This window comes from Chryseobacterium formosum (genome assembly GCF_026460885.1).
GTDB lineage: Bacteria > Bacteroidota > Bacteroidia > Flavobacteriales > Weeksellaceae > Chryseobacterium > Chryseobacterium formosus.
In genome coordinates, this window is sequence record NZ_JAOVZW010000005.1 from 1 (window position 1) to 14,919 (window position 14,919).

Sequence of the window (14,919 nt, forward strand, 5' to 3'; positions counted from 1 at the left end):
AAAACCACAAAAAGAGCTCAAACAGGCCGTTCAATCGGGGCTAAAAAATACTGCATTTGATTGTAAATGTGGGAAATGGCAGTTTAAATCTACTACACTAAAGCGAAAACCTTGAGTAGTAGAATAAAAACCAACTGTACTAAAATAAAACTCTTCCTCACTGGAATAAAAACTAACATAAGTACAATAACAACCCACATAATCAGATAAAAGAACCAGAAGAGTACAATGAAGATCGACTGTACTATCACAAAAACTTACGGTAGTAAAACAAAAATGAAGTGTAGTAGAATTAAAAACTAATGTATAACCTCAACACATAAGTCAACCATGTCAAGATTTTAAACCTTGACATGGTTTTTTACGATGTCTACAAATTTCATTATATAAGGCTAGAAGAAATACAAAGCTTTTGTCTCCAAGAACCCCACAAATAAGCAGAAGATTTCAATTCTTTAGGAATAAATTTAAGTTTCCATAAGGTATTATTTATCAAAAATGATTAATTTGGTATTCGTTTTATACAACACCAAAGAAAAATAACGAAATATCACTTATGGACACACCCAATTACAGAATGCCTTTTGTACCGTCTACTCTTATGTCCGAAGGTGGAAGTATTGATACCTGCGACATGGGAGAAAGCATTGCTCACAATATTATGCTTTTAATCACGACAAAAAAAGGAGAAAACAGATATGATGATAACTACGGAAACGATGTCTGGAATCTTGAATTCGATAACGGCGTTACATCAGCAGTTTGGGAAAATGTATTTATCAAAAGTCTCAAAAGACAGATTTTAGAATATGAAACCCGAATCATACAGCCCCAAATCGACGCTCACATACAGTTTGTAGAGCATAACTATGATACCAAAGAGCACACGGAAATCAAGAAAAAAGTAAAAATCGGAATCAACGCAAAAATGGAAGCTACAGGAGAGCGTTTCAGTTTTTCTACCGAGCTTTTCCTGAGCCCGATGTCCATCGATTAATATCTATCTGTAAAAATATCTTATGAATTTAGACCAGAATATTTATTCCAAAGAATCTGTAAAAGCGAGAATGCTTCAGAATGCTACAAAAGTTTGGGGATTAAAAAGTCCACAGTCATTAGATCCTTTTGTAAAATTACTCATTGATGCATTCAGTACAGAGGTTTTTAAAGCGAATAACGAAATTCAGACGGTTAATGCAAGAATTTTAGAGAAACTTGCTAAACTATTAACACCGTCAATTTATACACACCCGGTTCCGGCTCACGCTTTGGCGTATACTGCGCCAGATGAATCATCAGAAATTTTGCTGGAGCATACCGAGTTTTTCTTCAAAAAACACATGAATTCCACCATAAAATCGGAATCAGACAAACAGCTAAATATTCCTTTTACACCGGTTGGAAGTGTGCGTACAAACAAAGCACAGACTGCCATTATGTTCGTAGGGAACACGTGCTACAGTTTGGATGAAAGATTAAATAAAATCCCAATTTCTAGATTTCAGGGAAGACCGGAAGATTACAGAAAAGTGACAATCGGAATTGATGTTTCAAAATACACCAACGAAAAGTTTCCTAAAACGTTAACTATTTACTGCTCAAATCCGGCATTTGAACATTTGGATTTTGTTTACAAATTATTGCCTTACAGTACGGTTTCAAGCAACGGAAATCCAATGTTTATCAAAGAGGGAATTTCTTATGTGAAAAATCCTGAAACTGAAGGGTACGAACAAATATTTCATGAACAGTCAATTAAATCAAAGATTATTGATGATATTAAAAGTATTTATCATCATAGATTCATTGAAGTTAGTGGGCTTTCAAGAGATTTATTCACCAAAAACCTTCCGCAGAATTTAGATTTCCTGAACGGAAGAGAAGAGATTGAAAAATACCTCAACGGGAAAGAATATCTGTGGCTTACTTTTGAGTTTCCACCGCAGTTTTCGTCCGAGATTTTAGATAATTTCACTTTTGTTCTCAATGCTTTTCCTGTTTACAACCGAGGTTGGAAAAAAACGGAATACAGTTTAGATATCATGGGAAACAATATTCCTTTGATTACCGAAGATGCAGAACATTTCCTTTATGTAGATGAGGTTCAGGACGGAGATGGAAGAAAATATACCGAAATTCCTTTTACGCCTTCAGATAATCTTAAAAAAGGTTTGTACACCGTAAGAAAAGGCGGAATGGAACGTTTCAACAACCGAAATGCCGTTGATATGATTTCCAATGTTCTGGAATTGACAAGAGATGAAATAGCAGCATTTTCTTTACTAAACCGAGACAATGTAAAAGGAATTTTGGGCGAAATGTCTGATAAGATGAAATCGATGGTACAAAAAGTAAACAATGCCAAAAGAAGCATCAGACAGGAACTTAATTATGTCATTATGGAACCTGTTGAGAAAACAGACCACACTTATGCGTCGTTTTGGATTACCCATTGCACTTTTGCCAATCATATGCGTCCCGGAACCGAACTTTCAAACCAATTAAAATCACAATCGATGATTTTGTTGACAGAAACTATTGGAGGAGCAGAAGAGCAGAAGGGTTCAGACAGTATTCAGGCTTACAAATATGCTTTAACGACAAGAGATAAAATTATTTCTCTGGAAGATGTAAAGAATTATTGCCGAATGGTTTTAAAAGACGAGATGAAAGACGTTCGTGTAAAACGTGGAACGATGATTAGCAACAAACCGAAAGAGGGCTTCATACGAACTGTAGAAGTAGAAATTGTTCCGAATAATTATTCTTTTTACGGAAGAATGTATTGGGAAAACATGGCAAATATTCTGCGAAATCAAATCGTCTCCAAAGCAATCGACGGAATTGAATACCTAGTGAAAGTAAGTAATGAAGACACCGATTTTTTTGAAAATTAATTAAATACCAAATTATAAAATATGAAAAAAGTAATGATGTTTGCACTGGCTTTATCGCTGAGCGCAGCAAGTGTAAGCTGTAAAAAGGGAATGGATAAAATAGGAAATGCCGTTCTTAAAGCCGGAGAAAATGAGTCGCAGGCAATTATTGATTTTAATAATGATTTTTTAGATTCTTATAAAAGTTCATCCAGACATATTGAGAATATCGTGAAATATGCAGAATCTGCGGTGAAAAAATCTCATGGCGAAACAGTTTACAGTATGCCGATGGTTATCAATTCAATGGATTATTCTTTGAGTAAAATAAAAGACGTTCCTTCCGGTTTTGAAAAAGATAAAACGGTTATTGAAGCCGATTTTAATACTTATAAAGCAAAAAGAGAAAGTATTGAAAAAAAATATGAAGAACTGAAATCTTACATCACATCCGAAGATTACAAAGATGATAAAGGCGCTAAAGCTGAAGCGTTACAAAAAGATATTGAAGCAGAAGCACAGGCATTTTTCACGGCAGGAGAAAATATTTTAACGAAGATAAAACCGGCAACAGATGCTGCAGAAGAAGTCATTCTGAAGGATCACCCGATGAAAGAATTTATTGTTTCTTCTAAATCTCTGATGAGTTCTATGGATTCTGTGATGGATCTTTTAGACAAACAGTATGCGGGAAATTTCAATGAAGCTGAAGCTCAGAAAAAATATGATGAATTTGAGGAAATCGTAAGCATTAATTCGAGTAAAGTTTTTAATGTAAAAGAGCAGCAATACGCTTACAAAAAAACAGAGCTTGAAACCTTAAACAAAAAAGCATCAGACTTCTTGGATAAATACAGAAAACTGATCAGAGATTCTAAGTCTACAGGGAAAATTCCGGATAGTAATATTCAGGAAATGGATTCTGCTTATGAATCTGTTCTGAATTCTTATAATTCGTTTGTAAAATAACTATTAAAGAGAAATTAATATTCTCATTAATAAAAAAATAATTCCGAAAAACTTTAGTTCATCTAAGTTTTTCGGAATTTTTAAATTAAATAATCTGATTCATTAGAATCACCTCCCTGTTTTCCAGCAAAGGAATAATCTGCTTTACCACTAAATTTTGATAATGTTCAGAATTGCGGTGAATTTCTACGGCAGATTCATTTTCATATCCTTCAAATAAAATCAATGTATTCTCATCAGTTTTACTTTGATGAATTTTATAAAATAAATTCCCTTTTTCTTCAGAACTCTTTTGGGCAGCTTCTTTCATAATTTGCAATACTGCATCCAATTTTCCTTCTTTTACCTGCCATTTGGCATAAACGTAAATTGCTTGTTCGTTCATCTTTTTAGTTTTAAAATTAAATTATGAATTTTTAGATTCTAAAAGAGCAACCATTTTTTCTCCTACACCTTTTGCAGAAGCTGGATTTTGTCCGGTTACCAGATTTCCATCAGTGATACTATTTGCAGACCACGGTTCCGCTGCATGAAAAATTGCTCCTTGTTCTGTTAGAGCTGTTTGCAAATCAAAAGGAACATCAGCTCTTGCATAACTGTCTTCTTCTTCGGTAGTAAAAGATGCGATGTTTTTACCATTCACCAGATAAGTTCCGTCGCTCAATTTTACATTGAGTAAAGAAACGGGACCATGACAAACTGCTCCTACAACACCATTTCTTTCGTAAACTTCAGCAATTACTTTTTTAAGTTCAGTATTTTCAGGCATATCAACCATCGGAGCTAATCCTCCTGGAATAAAAACTGCGTCATAATTATTAACATCAACTTCTGAAAGTTTTGGAGCGCTGTGCATATTTTCCCAGCCTTTTCCTGTCAGGAATTTTAAATTTTCTGGATCATCGGCTAAATTTAAAGCATCCAAAAATGGTGATTCACCCGTTAAACTTGCGAAATCAATTTGAAAATCTGCTTTTTCGAATTCTGCATAAGGATGTGCTACTTCAGGTAAGAAAGTTCCTGTTCTTCTGTTGTTAGATCCGATTGTGTTTGCATTAGAAACAATAATTAAAACTTTTGGTTTCATGACTTTCAATTTTTTAGTTAAATAAATATTTTGTTTGATCTTTTTGAAATCGTTTAAATTTCTATAGCAAATGTAGGTCGGTTCAAAGCCTCAATCGAAGGAGGAAAGTCACAAAAAAAGTGTGATCGAAATCACACTTAATCTTTGAATACTTAAATCAATTAAAATCTATAAATATTGATTGTACATTTTGAAAAAGTAATTAACGAATTGAAAATTAAAGTAATTGTATTTCTTTGCTAAATGAAATGCCATTGTTTATCTTAAAAAAGAATTTATTGTAAACCCTTGTCTTTCCTTGCGTTTTTTTATCGCAAAGAAAGACTAAGAATTATAAAATAATACTTAGATAAAGATAAACAAAGGCGTTTCACTTATTTTTGAAAGACAAAGATTAAGATGCAAAGAGTTATAAAAACTATTTTGTATTCGAATAAAGTCTGCTCAATGTCTCTCTGCTTACTCCCAAATATTCTGCAACGTATTTTTTAGGAATCTGAGAAATCAAATCCGGATATAATTTTGAAAACTCTTCATAACGTTGTTGAGGTGTGCTTGAAAGCAAAAGAATAATTCTCTGTTGTAAGGCGATATAGCCATTGGTAAGCTTTGTTCTGAAAAAATATTCCATTTTATGAAATTCTGAAGCTAACTTTTCTCTGCCTTCTAAAGTGAGACACGCAACAGCTCCATCCTGTAAACATTCTACAAACATGGTTGCATTTTTTTGTTTAAAAAATCCGATATAATCGGTCATCCACCAATTCTTTTTTGCAAACTGAAGAATATGTTCTTTTCCGTTTTCGTCGATATAAAAAACTTTATAAATTCCATCAAGAGTAAGAAATTCAAATTTTACTTCATCACCTTCATGAACCAAAAACTGATTTTTGCGAACATTTTTAATCGTAAAAAATGTTTTTATATATTCGAATTCTTCGTCTGTCACAGAAATAATTTCCTCAATGTGTTCCCGTAGTCTGTTCATGGTTATATTTAAATCAGTGTAAATTTAAGTAAAAAGAGGAAAAACTTTAAAAATGAATTTTAATCGTAGAAAATATTAAAAACCAAGTCTTTTTTGTTTATTTAAATCTAAAATTCCTAACATTTTTTAACATCAAAAAGTCCATAAAATTCCGTAATTTTGCACATCGTGATTTTCATGTAAAGTCACCCCAAATTATGAGTGAATCAAAAGAATATATAGAAGTTTACGGAGCCAGAGAACACAATCTTAAAAACATTGATGTCAAGATTCCGCGTAACGAATTGGTGGTAATTACCGGACTTTCGGGAAGCGGTAAATCTTCATTGGCTTTTGATACGATCTTTGCTGAAGGACAGCGTCGTTATATCGAAACGTTTTCTGCTTATGCACGTCAGTTTTTAGGAGGTATGGAACGTCCCGATGTTGACAAAATTGAAGGACTTTCTCCTGTAATTGCTATCGAACAGAAAACAACGAATAAAAACCCTCGTTCAACCGTTGGAACCGTTACTGAGCTTTACGATTATTTACGTCTTTTGTATGCAAGAGTTTCTGATGCGTATTCTCAAACGACAGGAAAGAAATTGGTAAGTTATACCGAAGATCAAATCCTTGAAACCATCAAAGAAAATTATACAGGCGAAAAAATCATGTTGATGGCGCCGGTTGTGCGTTCCAGAAAAGGACATTATCACGAACTTTTCGTGCAAATGGCGAAAAAAGGATACGGACAGGCAAGAATTGATGGCGAATTGCAGGATATTGAATATGATTTAAAACTTGACCGTTACAAAACCCACGACATCGATATTGTAATCGACCGTTGGATTATCGGCGAATCTGCTTCCGAGGCTAGAATGGAAAAATCGTTGCGAACTGCAATGGAAATGGGAGAAGGTTTAATCGGAATTCAAAAACTGGGAAGTACAGAAATTGAATATTTCTCAAAGAATTTAATGGATGCTGAAACAGGTCATTCATTGGCCTTACCGGAACCAAATACTTTTTCATTCAATTCACCGAAAGGAAGCTGCCCAAGCTGTAAAGGTTTGGGAATGGTGAAGAAAATTAACACTGATTATTTTGTTGAAAATCCGAAATTGTCAATTAATCAAGGTGGTTTGTTGCCTTTGGAAGATTTAAAATCTAATAAATGGGTACTTACACAAATTAAAAATATTTTGGAAATTTTCGGTTTGGGTTTAGCGACTCCGATGAAGGATATTCCTGAAGAAGCCTTGGATTATATGTACAATGGCTGTCATAAAGAATTCAACAAAGATTTGAAATATGCAGGAATTGCAAAAAAAATCAAGATAAGTTTTGACGGATTAATTCCTTTCATGGAAGAAATGATTGAGGAAAGAGAATCATACGAAGCGATTTTGCTGGAAAGGCATTTTACAACGGAAGAAATGTGTCCCGAATGCAAAGGAGCACGTCTTCAACCATCAAGTTTGAGTTTTAAAATTGACGGAAAAAATATTGCTGAGGTTAACGGATTAAGCTTATCAGACTTAAAAGAATGGCTGCACGACGTAAGAGGTAAATTTTCTGAAAAGAAATCAATCATTGCTCACGAAATTTTAAAGGAAATCGAAACCAGACTTCAGTTTTTATTGGATGTCGGTTTGGATTATTTAAGTTTAAGCAGAAGCTCGAAAACACTTTCCGGAGGTGAATCACAAAGGATTCGTTTGGCAACACAAATCGGTTCTCAGTTGGTTAATGTTCTTTATATTTTGGATGAACCAAGTATCGGATTGCACCAAAGAGATAACGAAAGATTGATTAATTCATTGAAAAATCTACGTGACATAGGAAATTCAGTCTTGGTCGTTGAACACGACAAAGATATGATTATGGAAGCTGATGAGGTTTTGGATATTGGTCCGAGAGCCGGAAAATTTGGCGGAGAAATTCTTTGGCAGGGAAAACCTGCAGATTTATTGAAAGCAGACACCATCACTGCAGATTACATCAACGGAAAAAGAAAAATTGCCATTCCTGAAGTAAGAAGAGAAGGAAACGGAAAAAATATTATTCTAAAAGGGGCAACAGGAAACAATCTTAAAAATGTAACGTTAGATATTCCTTTAGGGAAATTGGTTGTTGTAACAGGAATTTCGGGAAGCGGAAAATCTTCATTAATTAACGGAACTTTATATCCGATTCTGAACAAACATTTTTACAGAGCCGTTCAGGAACCGTTGCCGTACAAAAAAATTGAAGGGCTTGAGCATATCGATAAAATTGTAGACGTAGATCAAACGCCGATTGGAAGAACGCCGCGTTCGAATCCTGCAACATACACAGCCATGTTTACAGACATCAGAAACTTATTTTCTGAGCTCCCTGAATCTAAAATCCGTGGTTACAAACCTGGAAGATTTTCTTTCAACGTAAAAGGTGGAAGATGCGAAACTTGTCAGGGAGGTGGTTTGAAAGTTATTGAAATGAACTTTTTGCCCGATGTTTACGTGCATTGTGAAACCTGCAACGGAAAACGTTTCAACAGAGAAACGCTGGAAGTTCGCTACAAAGGAAAGTCCATTTCTGATATTTTGGATATGACGATTGATGAGGCGGTAGAATTTTTCCAGCCGATTCCTAAGATTTTTGCGAAAGTGAAAACTTTACAGGATGTTGGTTTGGGATATATTACTTTAGGACAGCAATCGACAACTTTAAGTGGAGGAGAAGCTCAACGTATTAAGTTGGCAACCGAATTATCTAAAAGACAAACTGGAAATACGTTATACATTCTTGACGAACCGACAACTGGACTTCATTTTGAAGACGTAAAAATCCTGATGGACGCTATTAATCAATTGGTGGAATTAGGGAATTCTTTCATCATCATTGAACATAATATGGATGTTATAAAATTAGCCGATCATATCATCGATGTTGGTCCCGAAGGTGGAAAGCATGGTGGTGAGATTATTGCCAAAGGAACTCCTGAGGAAATTATTAAATCGAAGAAATCTTTGACAGGGAAGTATTTGAAGAAGGAGATGTAGCAAATAATAATGAAGGGGTACTCAATTGTTATATTGAATTTTTTACTGATGACAATCTTATCAGGAATAGTTTCTTTTTTGTCATTTCAGCTGGAATATTTTTTAGGATGGTATTCAGGAAGTAGATATGAAGATTTTACATATATTTCAACAACTGATAATAAAGAATTTTTTCTTGATTTTATAAAGTTAGAATTCTATTACTTGTTTATTGCAATAATCAGTTATCTATTTTTTATTTTTCTTAAAAGTAAAACTCAAAAGAAAAATTTGAAACTGAATTTGATTGTTTTGTGTAATTATGTTTTTTTTATTTTGCCATTAATCTTTAACGGAATTTCTTTTTCATCATATATTTATTTCATTGTTTTAGGTTTAATTTTAATTCTAGTCTATGTTTTTTGGAAATTAATAATAGCTAAAACATATTACTAAATTGATATAATAGTTACAGTATAAATGTAGGTCAGCTTTTCAAAAAGTTGACCTTTTTTACTATGAAAATCAATTTCAATGTTAACAATTCAATTATTTTTAAAATTTAATTAATTGATTATTAGTATATTATATTTCAATGTTAACTCAATATTAACTCAATGTGAAATTTGTATGAATAATTTTTTATATCTTTGATTTAGAATTCAAAACAAGTTTAATATTTAATTTAAAATCAAATGGTTATGAAAAATAAAATCCAAATATTCATTGCTTCTCTTTTCGCATTAGGATTAACTGCAATCGCAGGAAATGTAAAAGCTCAAACTACTTCTGGTAATACAATTCAGGAAGTTCAGTTAAATAAAAATGATGCTTTTAATGAGATCAGAAATCTTTTAATGGCTAATTTTGATTTTACCAATCCAGATTATAAACAAGGAGTTGTAAACTCTGAAGTGAAATTTGATATTGCTGAAAACGGTAAAATCGTAAACGTTCGTTCAAAAGGAGACTGCAAAAATGTAAGTAAAGAAATAGAAAATGTATTATCTCATCTTATGTATAAAATTGATGCAAACAAACTTAACGAGAATATGTTGGCTTCATCTTTTGTAATGCCTGTGAGAGTAGACATCAACAACAGATAATTCAGTAAAAACAAACTATATAATTTCCTTTAAACTGCTTGAAAGAGCAGTTTTTTTATTTGTAGTAATTGGTTACATTTGATCTAAATATTACAAACCGTGAATCCTATTTTAGATGTCGTTCTCCGCTCTGTCTGCGTTTATCTTTTTATGATGATTGCGATTCGGTTATTTGGGAAGAATCAGCTTTCACAGCTTAATGCAGGAGATGTTGTATTACTTCTTCTTATTTCTAATGCAGTACAAAACGCAATGGTTGGACAAAACACTTCTTTGGAAGGCGGAATTATTGCAGCTTTAGTACTTTTCATCGCAAATTTTATTGTGAAAAGATTGATGTTTTCTAATAAAAGTTTTGCTAGTCTGATGGAGGCAGATCCTGTGATTTTAGTGAAAGATGGTGTGGAAGATTCTGTTGCGCTGAGAAAAGTCAAAATTAGTTCTGATGAGCTGAATGAAGCGATCCGAGAACATGGTGTAGAAACAATGGAAAATGTAAAACTCGCTATTTTGGAAGTCGATGGAAACATCAGTGTGGTTTCTCAGGATAAAACAGATAAGCAGACGCATTATTCCAGAATTAAAAGAAAAAATAAAAGAAAATACCATTAAAATGAACTACGAAATAAGAGAAATGCTTCCTCACGACGATATAAGGGTTTTGGAAATTCTTAAACAGGGAATCGACAGCGGAATGGCAACGCTTGAAACAGAATTACCGAGTGCTGAAGCATGGAATACCACTTATTACAACGATTGCAGATGGGTTTTAGAAAATGAAGTTAGTGAAGTGGTCGGTTGGTGTGCTTTAAAAACAATAAGTAAAAAAGATTACTTCAAAGGTATTGCTGAGGTAAGTATTTATTTGGATGATAATTACATTGGGAAAGGTTTAGGTACAATGCTCTTGAAAAAGCTGATTGTAGACAGTGAAAACCACGGATTTTGGACTTTACAATCCAATATTTTTTCAGAAAACGAAGCATCTATTAGATTTCATCAGAAAAATGGTTTCAAAATTATTGGGAAGAGAGAGAAGGTTGCTCAACTTCACGGTCAATGGAAAGATCTTATTTTTATGGAGAGAAGAAGTGAAAACGTATTTTAAATTCTAAAACAGACTTGGCATTTTGATTGTATCATCTATTTCATCACTTTAAAATTTATTATTATGAAATTGATTAAGAATACAATCGCAGCCGTCATTTTAGCGGGAATGTTTTCATCATGCCTTCCGCATCCGAGTCAAAGACCAATGCCGCCTGGTCACGATAAGAAAGTTGAGAAATTAAAAGAAAGTCATCCGCGAAACAGAAATAGATAAAAATTAATTCTATTATTTTTAAATTAATAGTTTCAATTATTCTGAAAAGTAATTAAATTATCTTAAATAGTATTAAAAAATCAATGATAAATGATTATTGGCATTAGTATTGATAATTTCCTTTTGATAATTTGAAATTGATTTTTATGAAAGTACTCACTAAAGTAATTGGATTGTTGTTTATAGTTTTTGCGGTTACATTTTTTCAGGCAGAACCCTTACAAAAACGTCATCACGGTCCACACAAGAAGCATTATCGTGGTCACTATAAGCCAAAGTATAAAAAAGTGGTCTATTATAGAAATGGGCCAAAACATTATCACAAAAAACATTATTACAGACCAGCGAGACCTTACAAACACTATTCTCACAAAAGACATCCACGTGTTTATCAAAGTAGACCAGTGGTTATCGTAAACTTATAAAATAAAAAACTGTCTAATAATTTTAGACAGTTTTTTTGTTATTTTGATGGAGATTTAACTTTAATTAAATTTTCTTTTTCTTTGGATTTAAAGAAGTATTGAAAACCATAACGTTTTGCCCGAATTTTGTTTCAATTCTATCGGTGATATTTAATAATTCACTTTCCATAAAATCTGTTCGTTTTTCTTCATCATCAAAAATCAACAACAAGTTGTAATTTTTTCCTTCGTCTATAAAATCACTGTGAACTTCCGATAAGATATATTTATCAACATCCAGAAGGTTTTCGGTCATTAAAACTAAAGTTTCATCTACATATTTTTCCCATTCTTCAAGACTGTTATTTACACAGTGAAAAGTTATACTTAATACACTCATATTTTAATATTTTTTAAGATATTTTGCTTCAATTCTCAGGCAAAAATCGGCAAAAATTTTGTAACTTAGCCCGTTATTAATAATACAAAATAAATAGTTTTCAGGCTTATTTTTAACGGTCTGATTATCATTACAATAAAACTTATATATGCAAAAAGAAGGAGAAAGATTAATTCCTATCAACATTGTTGATGAAATGAAATCATCTTACATCGATTACTCGATGTCGGTAATTGTTTCGAGAGCATTACCGGACGTGAGAGATGGCCTTAAACCTGTACACCGAAGAGTGTTGTATGGTATGTATGGTTTAGGGGTTTTCTCAAACAGAAAATATTTGAAGTCAGCAAGAATTGTTGGGGATGTTTTAGGTAAATATCACCCACATGGAGATTCTTCAGTGTACGATGCTATGGTAAGAATGGCGCAACCTTGGAGTTTGCGTTATCCACAAGTTGACGGACAGGGTAACTTTGGTTCAATGGATGGTGACCCACCTGCAGCAATGCGTTACACCGAGGCAAGACTTAAAAAAGTTTCAGATGAAATTTTATCAGACCTTGATAAAGATACTGTTGATTTCCAGAATAACTTCGATGACAGCTTGACGGAACCAACTGTAATGCCTACAAAAATTCCAAATCTTTTGGTAAACGGTACTTCTGGTATCGCAGTAGGTATGGCAACAAACATGGCGCCACACAATCTTTCTGAAGCGGTAGACGCAATTACTGCATATATTGATAACAAAGAAATTACCATCGACGAACTGATGCAGCACATTATTGCTCCGGATTTTCCAACAGGTGGTATTATATATGGTTATGACGGTGTAAGAGATGCTTTCCACACAGGAAGAGGCAGAGTAGTTCTTAGAGCTAAAGTAGGTTTTGAAGAAGTTCACAACAGAAATGCAATTATCGTAACTGAAATTCCTTACCAGGTTAACAAAGCTGAAATGATTGCTAGAACAGCTGAGTTGGTAAAAGACGAGAAAATTCTTGGAATCTACGAAATCAGAGATGAGTCGGACAGAAACGGAATGCGTATCGTTTATGAATTGAAAAATGATGCAATTCCGAATGTTGTTTTGAATATGTTGTATAAATATACTTCACTACAAACTTCTTTCAGCGTAAACAATATCGCTTTGGTACACGGAAGACCGGAACAGTTAAATCTAAAGGATATTATTCATCATTTTGTTGAGCACAGACATGTTGTAATCGTAAGAAGAACTGAATACGAACTTAAAAAAGCGAAAGAAAGAGCTCATATTCTTGAAGGTTTCATGAAGGTGATCGGAACTCAGGATTCTTTAGATAAAGCAATTTCGATTATTCGTCACAGTTCAAATCCTCAAGCTGCAAAGGAAGGCTTAATTAACGAATTTGAACTTTCAGAAATTCAGGCTCAGGCAATTCTAGATCTTCGTTTGGCTCGTCTTACGGGAATGGAGCTTGATAAGATTCGTGATGAGTACGATGCTATTATGAAAGAAATTAAAGATTTAGAAGATATTTTGGCAAATGAACCAAGAAGATTCCAAATCATTAAGGATGAATTAATTGAAATAAAAGAAAAATACGGCGACGAAAGAAGAACGGAAATCGATTATTCAGGAGGTGAAATGTCTATCGAAGATATTATTCCAAATGAATCTGTAGTTCTTACGATTTCTCATGCAGGTTATGTGAAGAGAACGTTGCTTTCAGAATACAAAATTCAAAGTAGAGGTGGTGTAGGAAATAAAGCAGCAACGACAAGAGATTCCGATTTCTTGGAGTATATTGTTTCTGCGACAAATCACCAATATATGTTGTTCTTTACTGAGAAAGGTAAATGTTATTGGTTAAGAGTATTTGAAATTCCTGAAGGTTCAAAAACTGCAAAAGGAAGAGCAGTACAAAACTTAATCAACATCGAACCGGATGATAAGATTAAAGCATATATCAGAACCAATGATTTGAAAGATGTAGATTACATCAACCAAATGAGCGTTGTGATGATTACCAAAAACGGTACGATCAAAAAAACTTCATTGGAAGCATATTCAAGACCAAGAGTAAATGGTATTAACGCAATTGAAATCAGAGAAAACGACCAATTGTTAAGTGCTTATCTTACGAATGGTGAATCTCAGATTATGATTGCTACTAAAAATGGTAAATGTATTCGTTTCCCTGAAGAAAAGGTAAGAGAAGTTGGTAGAGGGTCTATCGGAGTTCGTGGTATTACGATGGAAGAGAACGATGAGGTTATTGGTATGATTGTTGTCAACGATTTGGAAAATGATACCGTTCTTGTAGTTTCTGAAAAAGGATATGGTAAGAGAACTGCAGTTGAAGACTATAGAATTACCAACAGAGGTGGAAAAGGTGTTATCACTTTAAATATCACTGAAAAAACAGGTAATCTAATTGCAATTCAGAATGTAACTGATGAAGATGGATTGATGATTATCAATAAATCTGGTGTTGCTATCAGAATGAATATGGACGAAATGCGAGTGATGGGTAGAAATACTCAAGGTGTGCGTATGATCAATCTTAAAAAGAATGACGAGATTGCAGCCATCGCAAAAGTTGAAATGGATAAAGATGTAGAGGAAGAAATTCTTGAAGGAGAAGAATCTGATGAAAACATTTCAACAGAAGAAAACGCTTCGCCACAAACGGAGGATAATTCAGAAAACGAAAATCCGGTTGATGAAACTGAAAATTCTGATTCAGAAGAATAATATAAATTTAAAATAAATTT

14 protein-coding genes are annotated in these 14,919 nt (G+C 33.4%); 10 read left to right on the forward strand and 4 right to left on the reverse strand.

The features are described 5' to 3' along the window. Positions 1 to 556 precede the first annotated feature (556 nt). The 3 genes from OF897_RS05855 to OF897_RS05865 are packed head-to-tail and all read left to right on the forward strand — an operon-like array spanning position 557 to position 3,845. The gene (locus OF897_RS05855; protein WP_267264755.1) at positions 557 to 997 is read left to right on the forward strand and encodes a GPW/gp25 family protein; all 441 of its coding nucleotides are present in this window, start codon (positions 557 to 559) and stop codon (positions 995 to 997) included. A 22-nt stretch (positions 998 to 1,019) separates the two neighbouring features. Continuing rightward, the gene (locus OF897_RS05860) at positions 1,020 to 2,897 is read left to right on the forward strand and encodes a type VI secretion system baseplate subunit TssF (protein ID WP_267264756.1); all 1,878 of its coding nucleotides are present in this window, start codon (positions 1,020 to 1,022) and stop codon (positions 2,895 to 2,897) included. A 21-nt stretch (positions 2,898 to 2,918) separates the two neighbouring features. Further along, positions 2,919 to 3,845, forward strand: a complete 927-nt coding sequence (locus OF897_RS05865) for a DUF3829 domain-containing protein (protein ID WP_267264757.1) — start codon at positions 2,919 to 2,921, stop codon at positions 3,843 to 3,845. A gap of 85 nt (positions 3,846 to 3,930) precedes the next feature. Here OF897_RS05865 and OF897_RS05870 read toward each other — a convergent pair whose 3' ends face one another. From OF897_RS05870 to OF897_RS05880, 3 genes are all read right to left on the reverse strand, one after another. Next, a complete protein-coding gene (locus tag OF897_RS05870; protein WP_267264758.1) occupies positions 3,931 to 4,230 on the reverse strand; it encodes a putative quinol monooxygenase in 300 nt (99 codons plus the stop codon). A gap of 21 nt (positions 4,231 to 4,251) precedes the next feature. After that, positions 4,252 to 4,932, reverse strand: a complete 681-nt coding sequence (locus OF897_RS05875; RefSeq protein ID WP_267264759.1) for a type 1 glutamine amidotransferase domain-containing protein — start codon at positions 4,930 to 4,932, stop codon at positions 4,252 to 4,254. A 418-nt stretch (positions 4,933 to 5,350) separates the two neighbouring features. Further along, positions 5,351 to 5,920 (reverse strand): Crp/Fnr family transcriptional regulator, encoded by a 570-nt coding sequence (locus OF897_RS05880; protein WP_267264760.1) that lies wholly within the window; start codon positions 5,918 to 5,920, stop codon positions 5,351 to 5,353. A 197-nt stretch (positions 5,921 to 6,117) separates the two neighbouring features. Between OF897_RS05880 and uvrA the strand changes: the two genes are divergently transcribed. The 6 genes from uvrA (at position 6,118) to OF897_RS05910 (ending at position 11,780) form a co-directional block, all read left to right on the forward strand. Further along, a complete protein-coding gene (gene uvrA, locus OF897_RS05885; protein ID WP_267264761.1) occupies positions 6,118 to 8,946 on the forward strand; it encodes an excinuclease ABC subunit UvrA in 2,829 nt (942 codons plus the stop codon). A gap of 680 nt (positions 8,947 to 9,626) precedes the next feature. Further along, positions 9,627 to 10,031: a hypothetical protein gene (locus OF897_RS05890; RefSeq protein WP_267264762.1), complete on the forward strand. Its 405-nt coding sequence runs from the start codon at positions 9,627 to 9,629 to the stop codon at positions 10,029 to 10,031. A 99-nt stretch (positions 10,032 to 10,130) separates the two neighbouring features. Beyond that, entirely contained in the window at positions 10,131 to 10,643 is a 513-nt protein-coding gene (locus OF897_RS05895; protein ID WP_267264763.1) for a DUF421 domain-containing protein, read from the forward strand. A 1-nt stretch (position 10,644) separates the two neighbouring features. Further along, the gene (locus OF897_RS05900) at positions 10,645 to 11,139 is read left to right on the forward strand and encodes a GNAT family N-acetyltransferase (protein ID WP_267264764.1); all 495 of its coding nucleotides are present in this window, start codon (positions 10,645 to 10,647) and stop codon (positions 11,137 to 11,139) included. A gap of 63 nt (positions 11,140 to 11,202) precedes the next feature. Further along, on the forward strand, positions 11,203 to 11,355 hold the full coding sequence (locus OF897_RS05905; RefSeq protein ID WP_267264765.1) for a hypothetical protein: 153 nt from the start codon (positions 11,203 to 11,205) through the stop codon (positions 11,353 to 11,355). Positions 11,356 to 11,501: 146 nt separating this feature from the next. Beyond that, on the forward strand, positions 11,502 to 11,780 hold the full coding sequence (locus OF897_RS05910; protein ID WP_267264766.1) for a hypothetical protein: 279 nt from the start codon (positions 11,502 to 11,504) through the stop codon (positions 11,778 to 11,780). Positions 11,781 to 11,844: 64 nt separating this feature from the next. Here OF897_RS05910 and OF897_RS05915 read toward each other — a convergent pair whose 3' ends face one another. After that, positions 11,845 to 12,159: a DUF4286 family protein gene (locus OF897_RS05915; RefSeq protein ID WP_267264767.1), complete on the reverse strand. Its 315-nt coding sequence runs from the start codon at positions 12,157 to 12,159 to the stop codon at positions 11,845 to 11,847. A 148-nt stretch (positions 12,160 to 12,307) separates the two neighbouring features. On the opposite strand from OF897_RS05915, the gene gyrA reads away from it, so the two are divergent. Then, entirely contained in the window at positions 12,308 to 14,899 is a 2,592-nt protein-coding gene (gyrA, locus tag OF897_RS05920; RefSeq protein WP_267264768.1) for a DNA gyrase subunit A, read from the forward strand. The last annotated feature ends 20 nt before the right edge of the window (positions 14,900 to 14,919 follow it).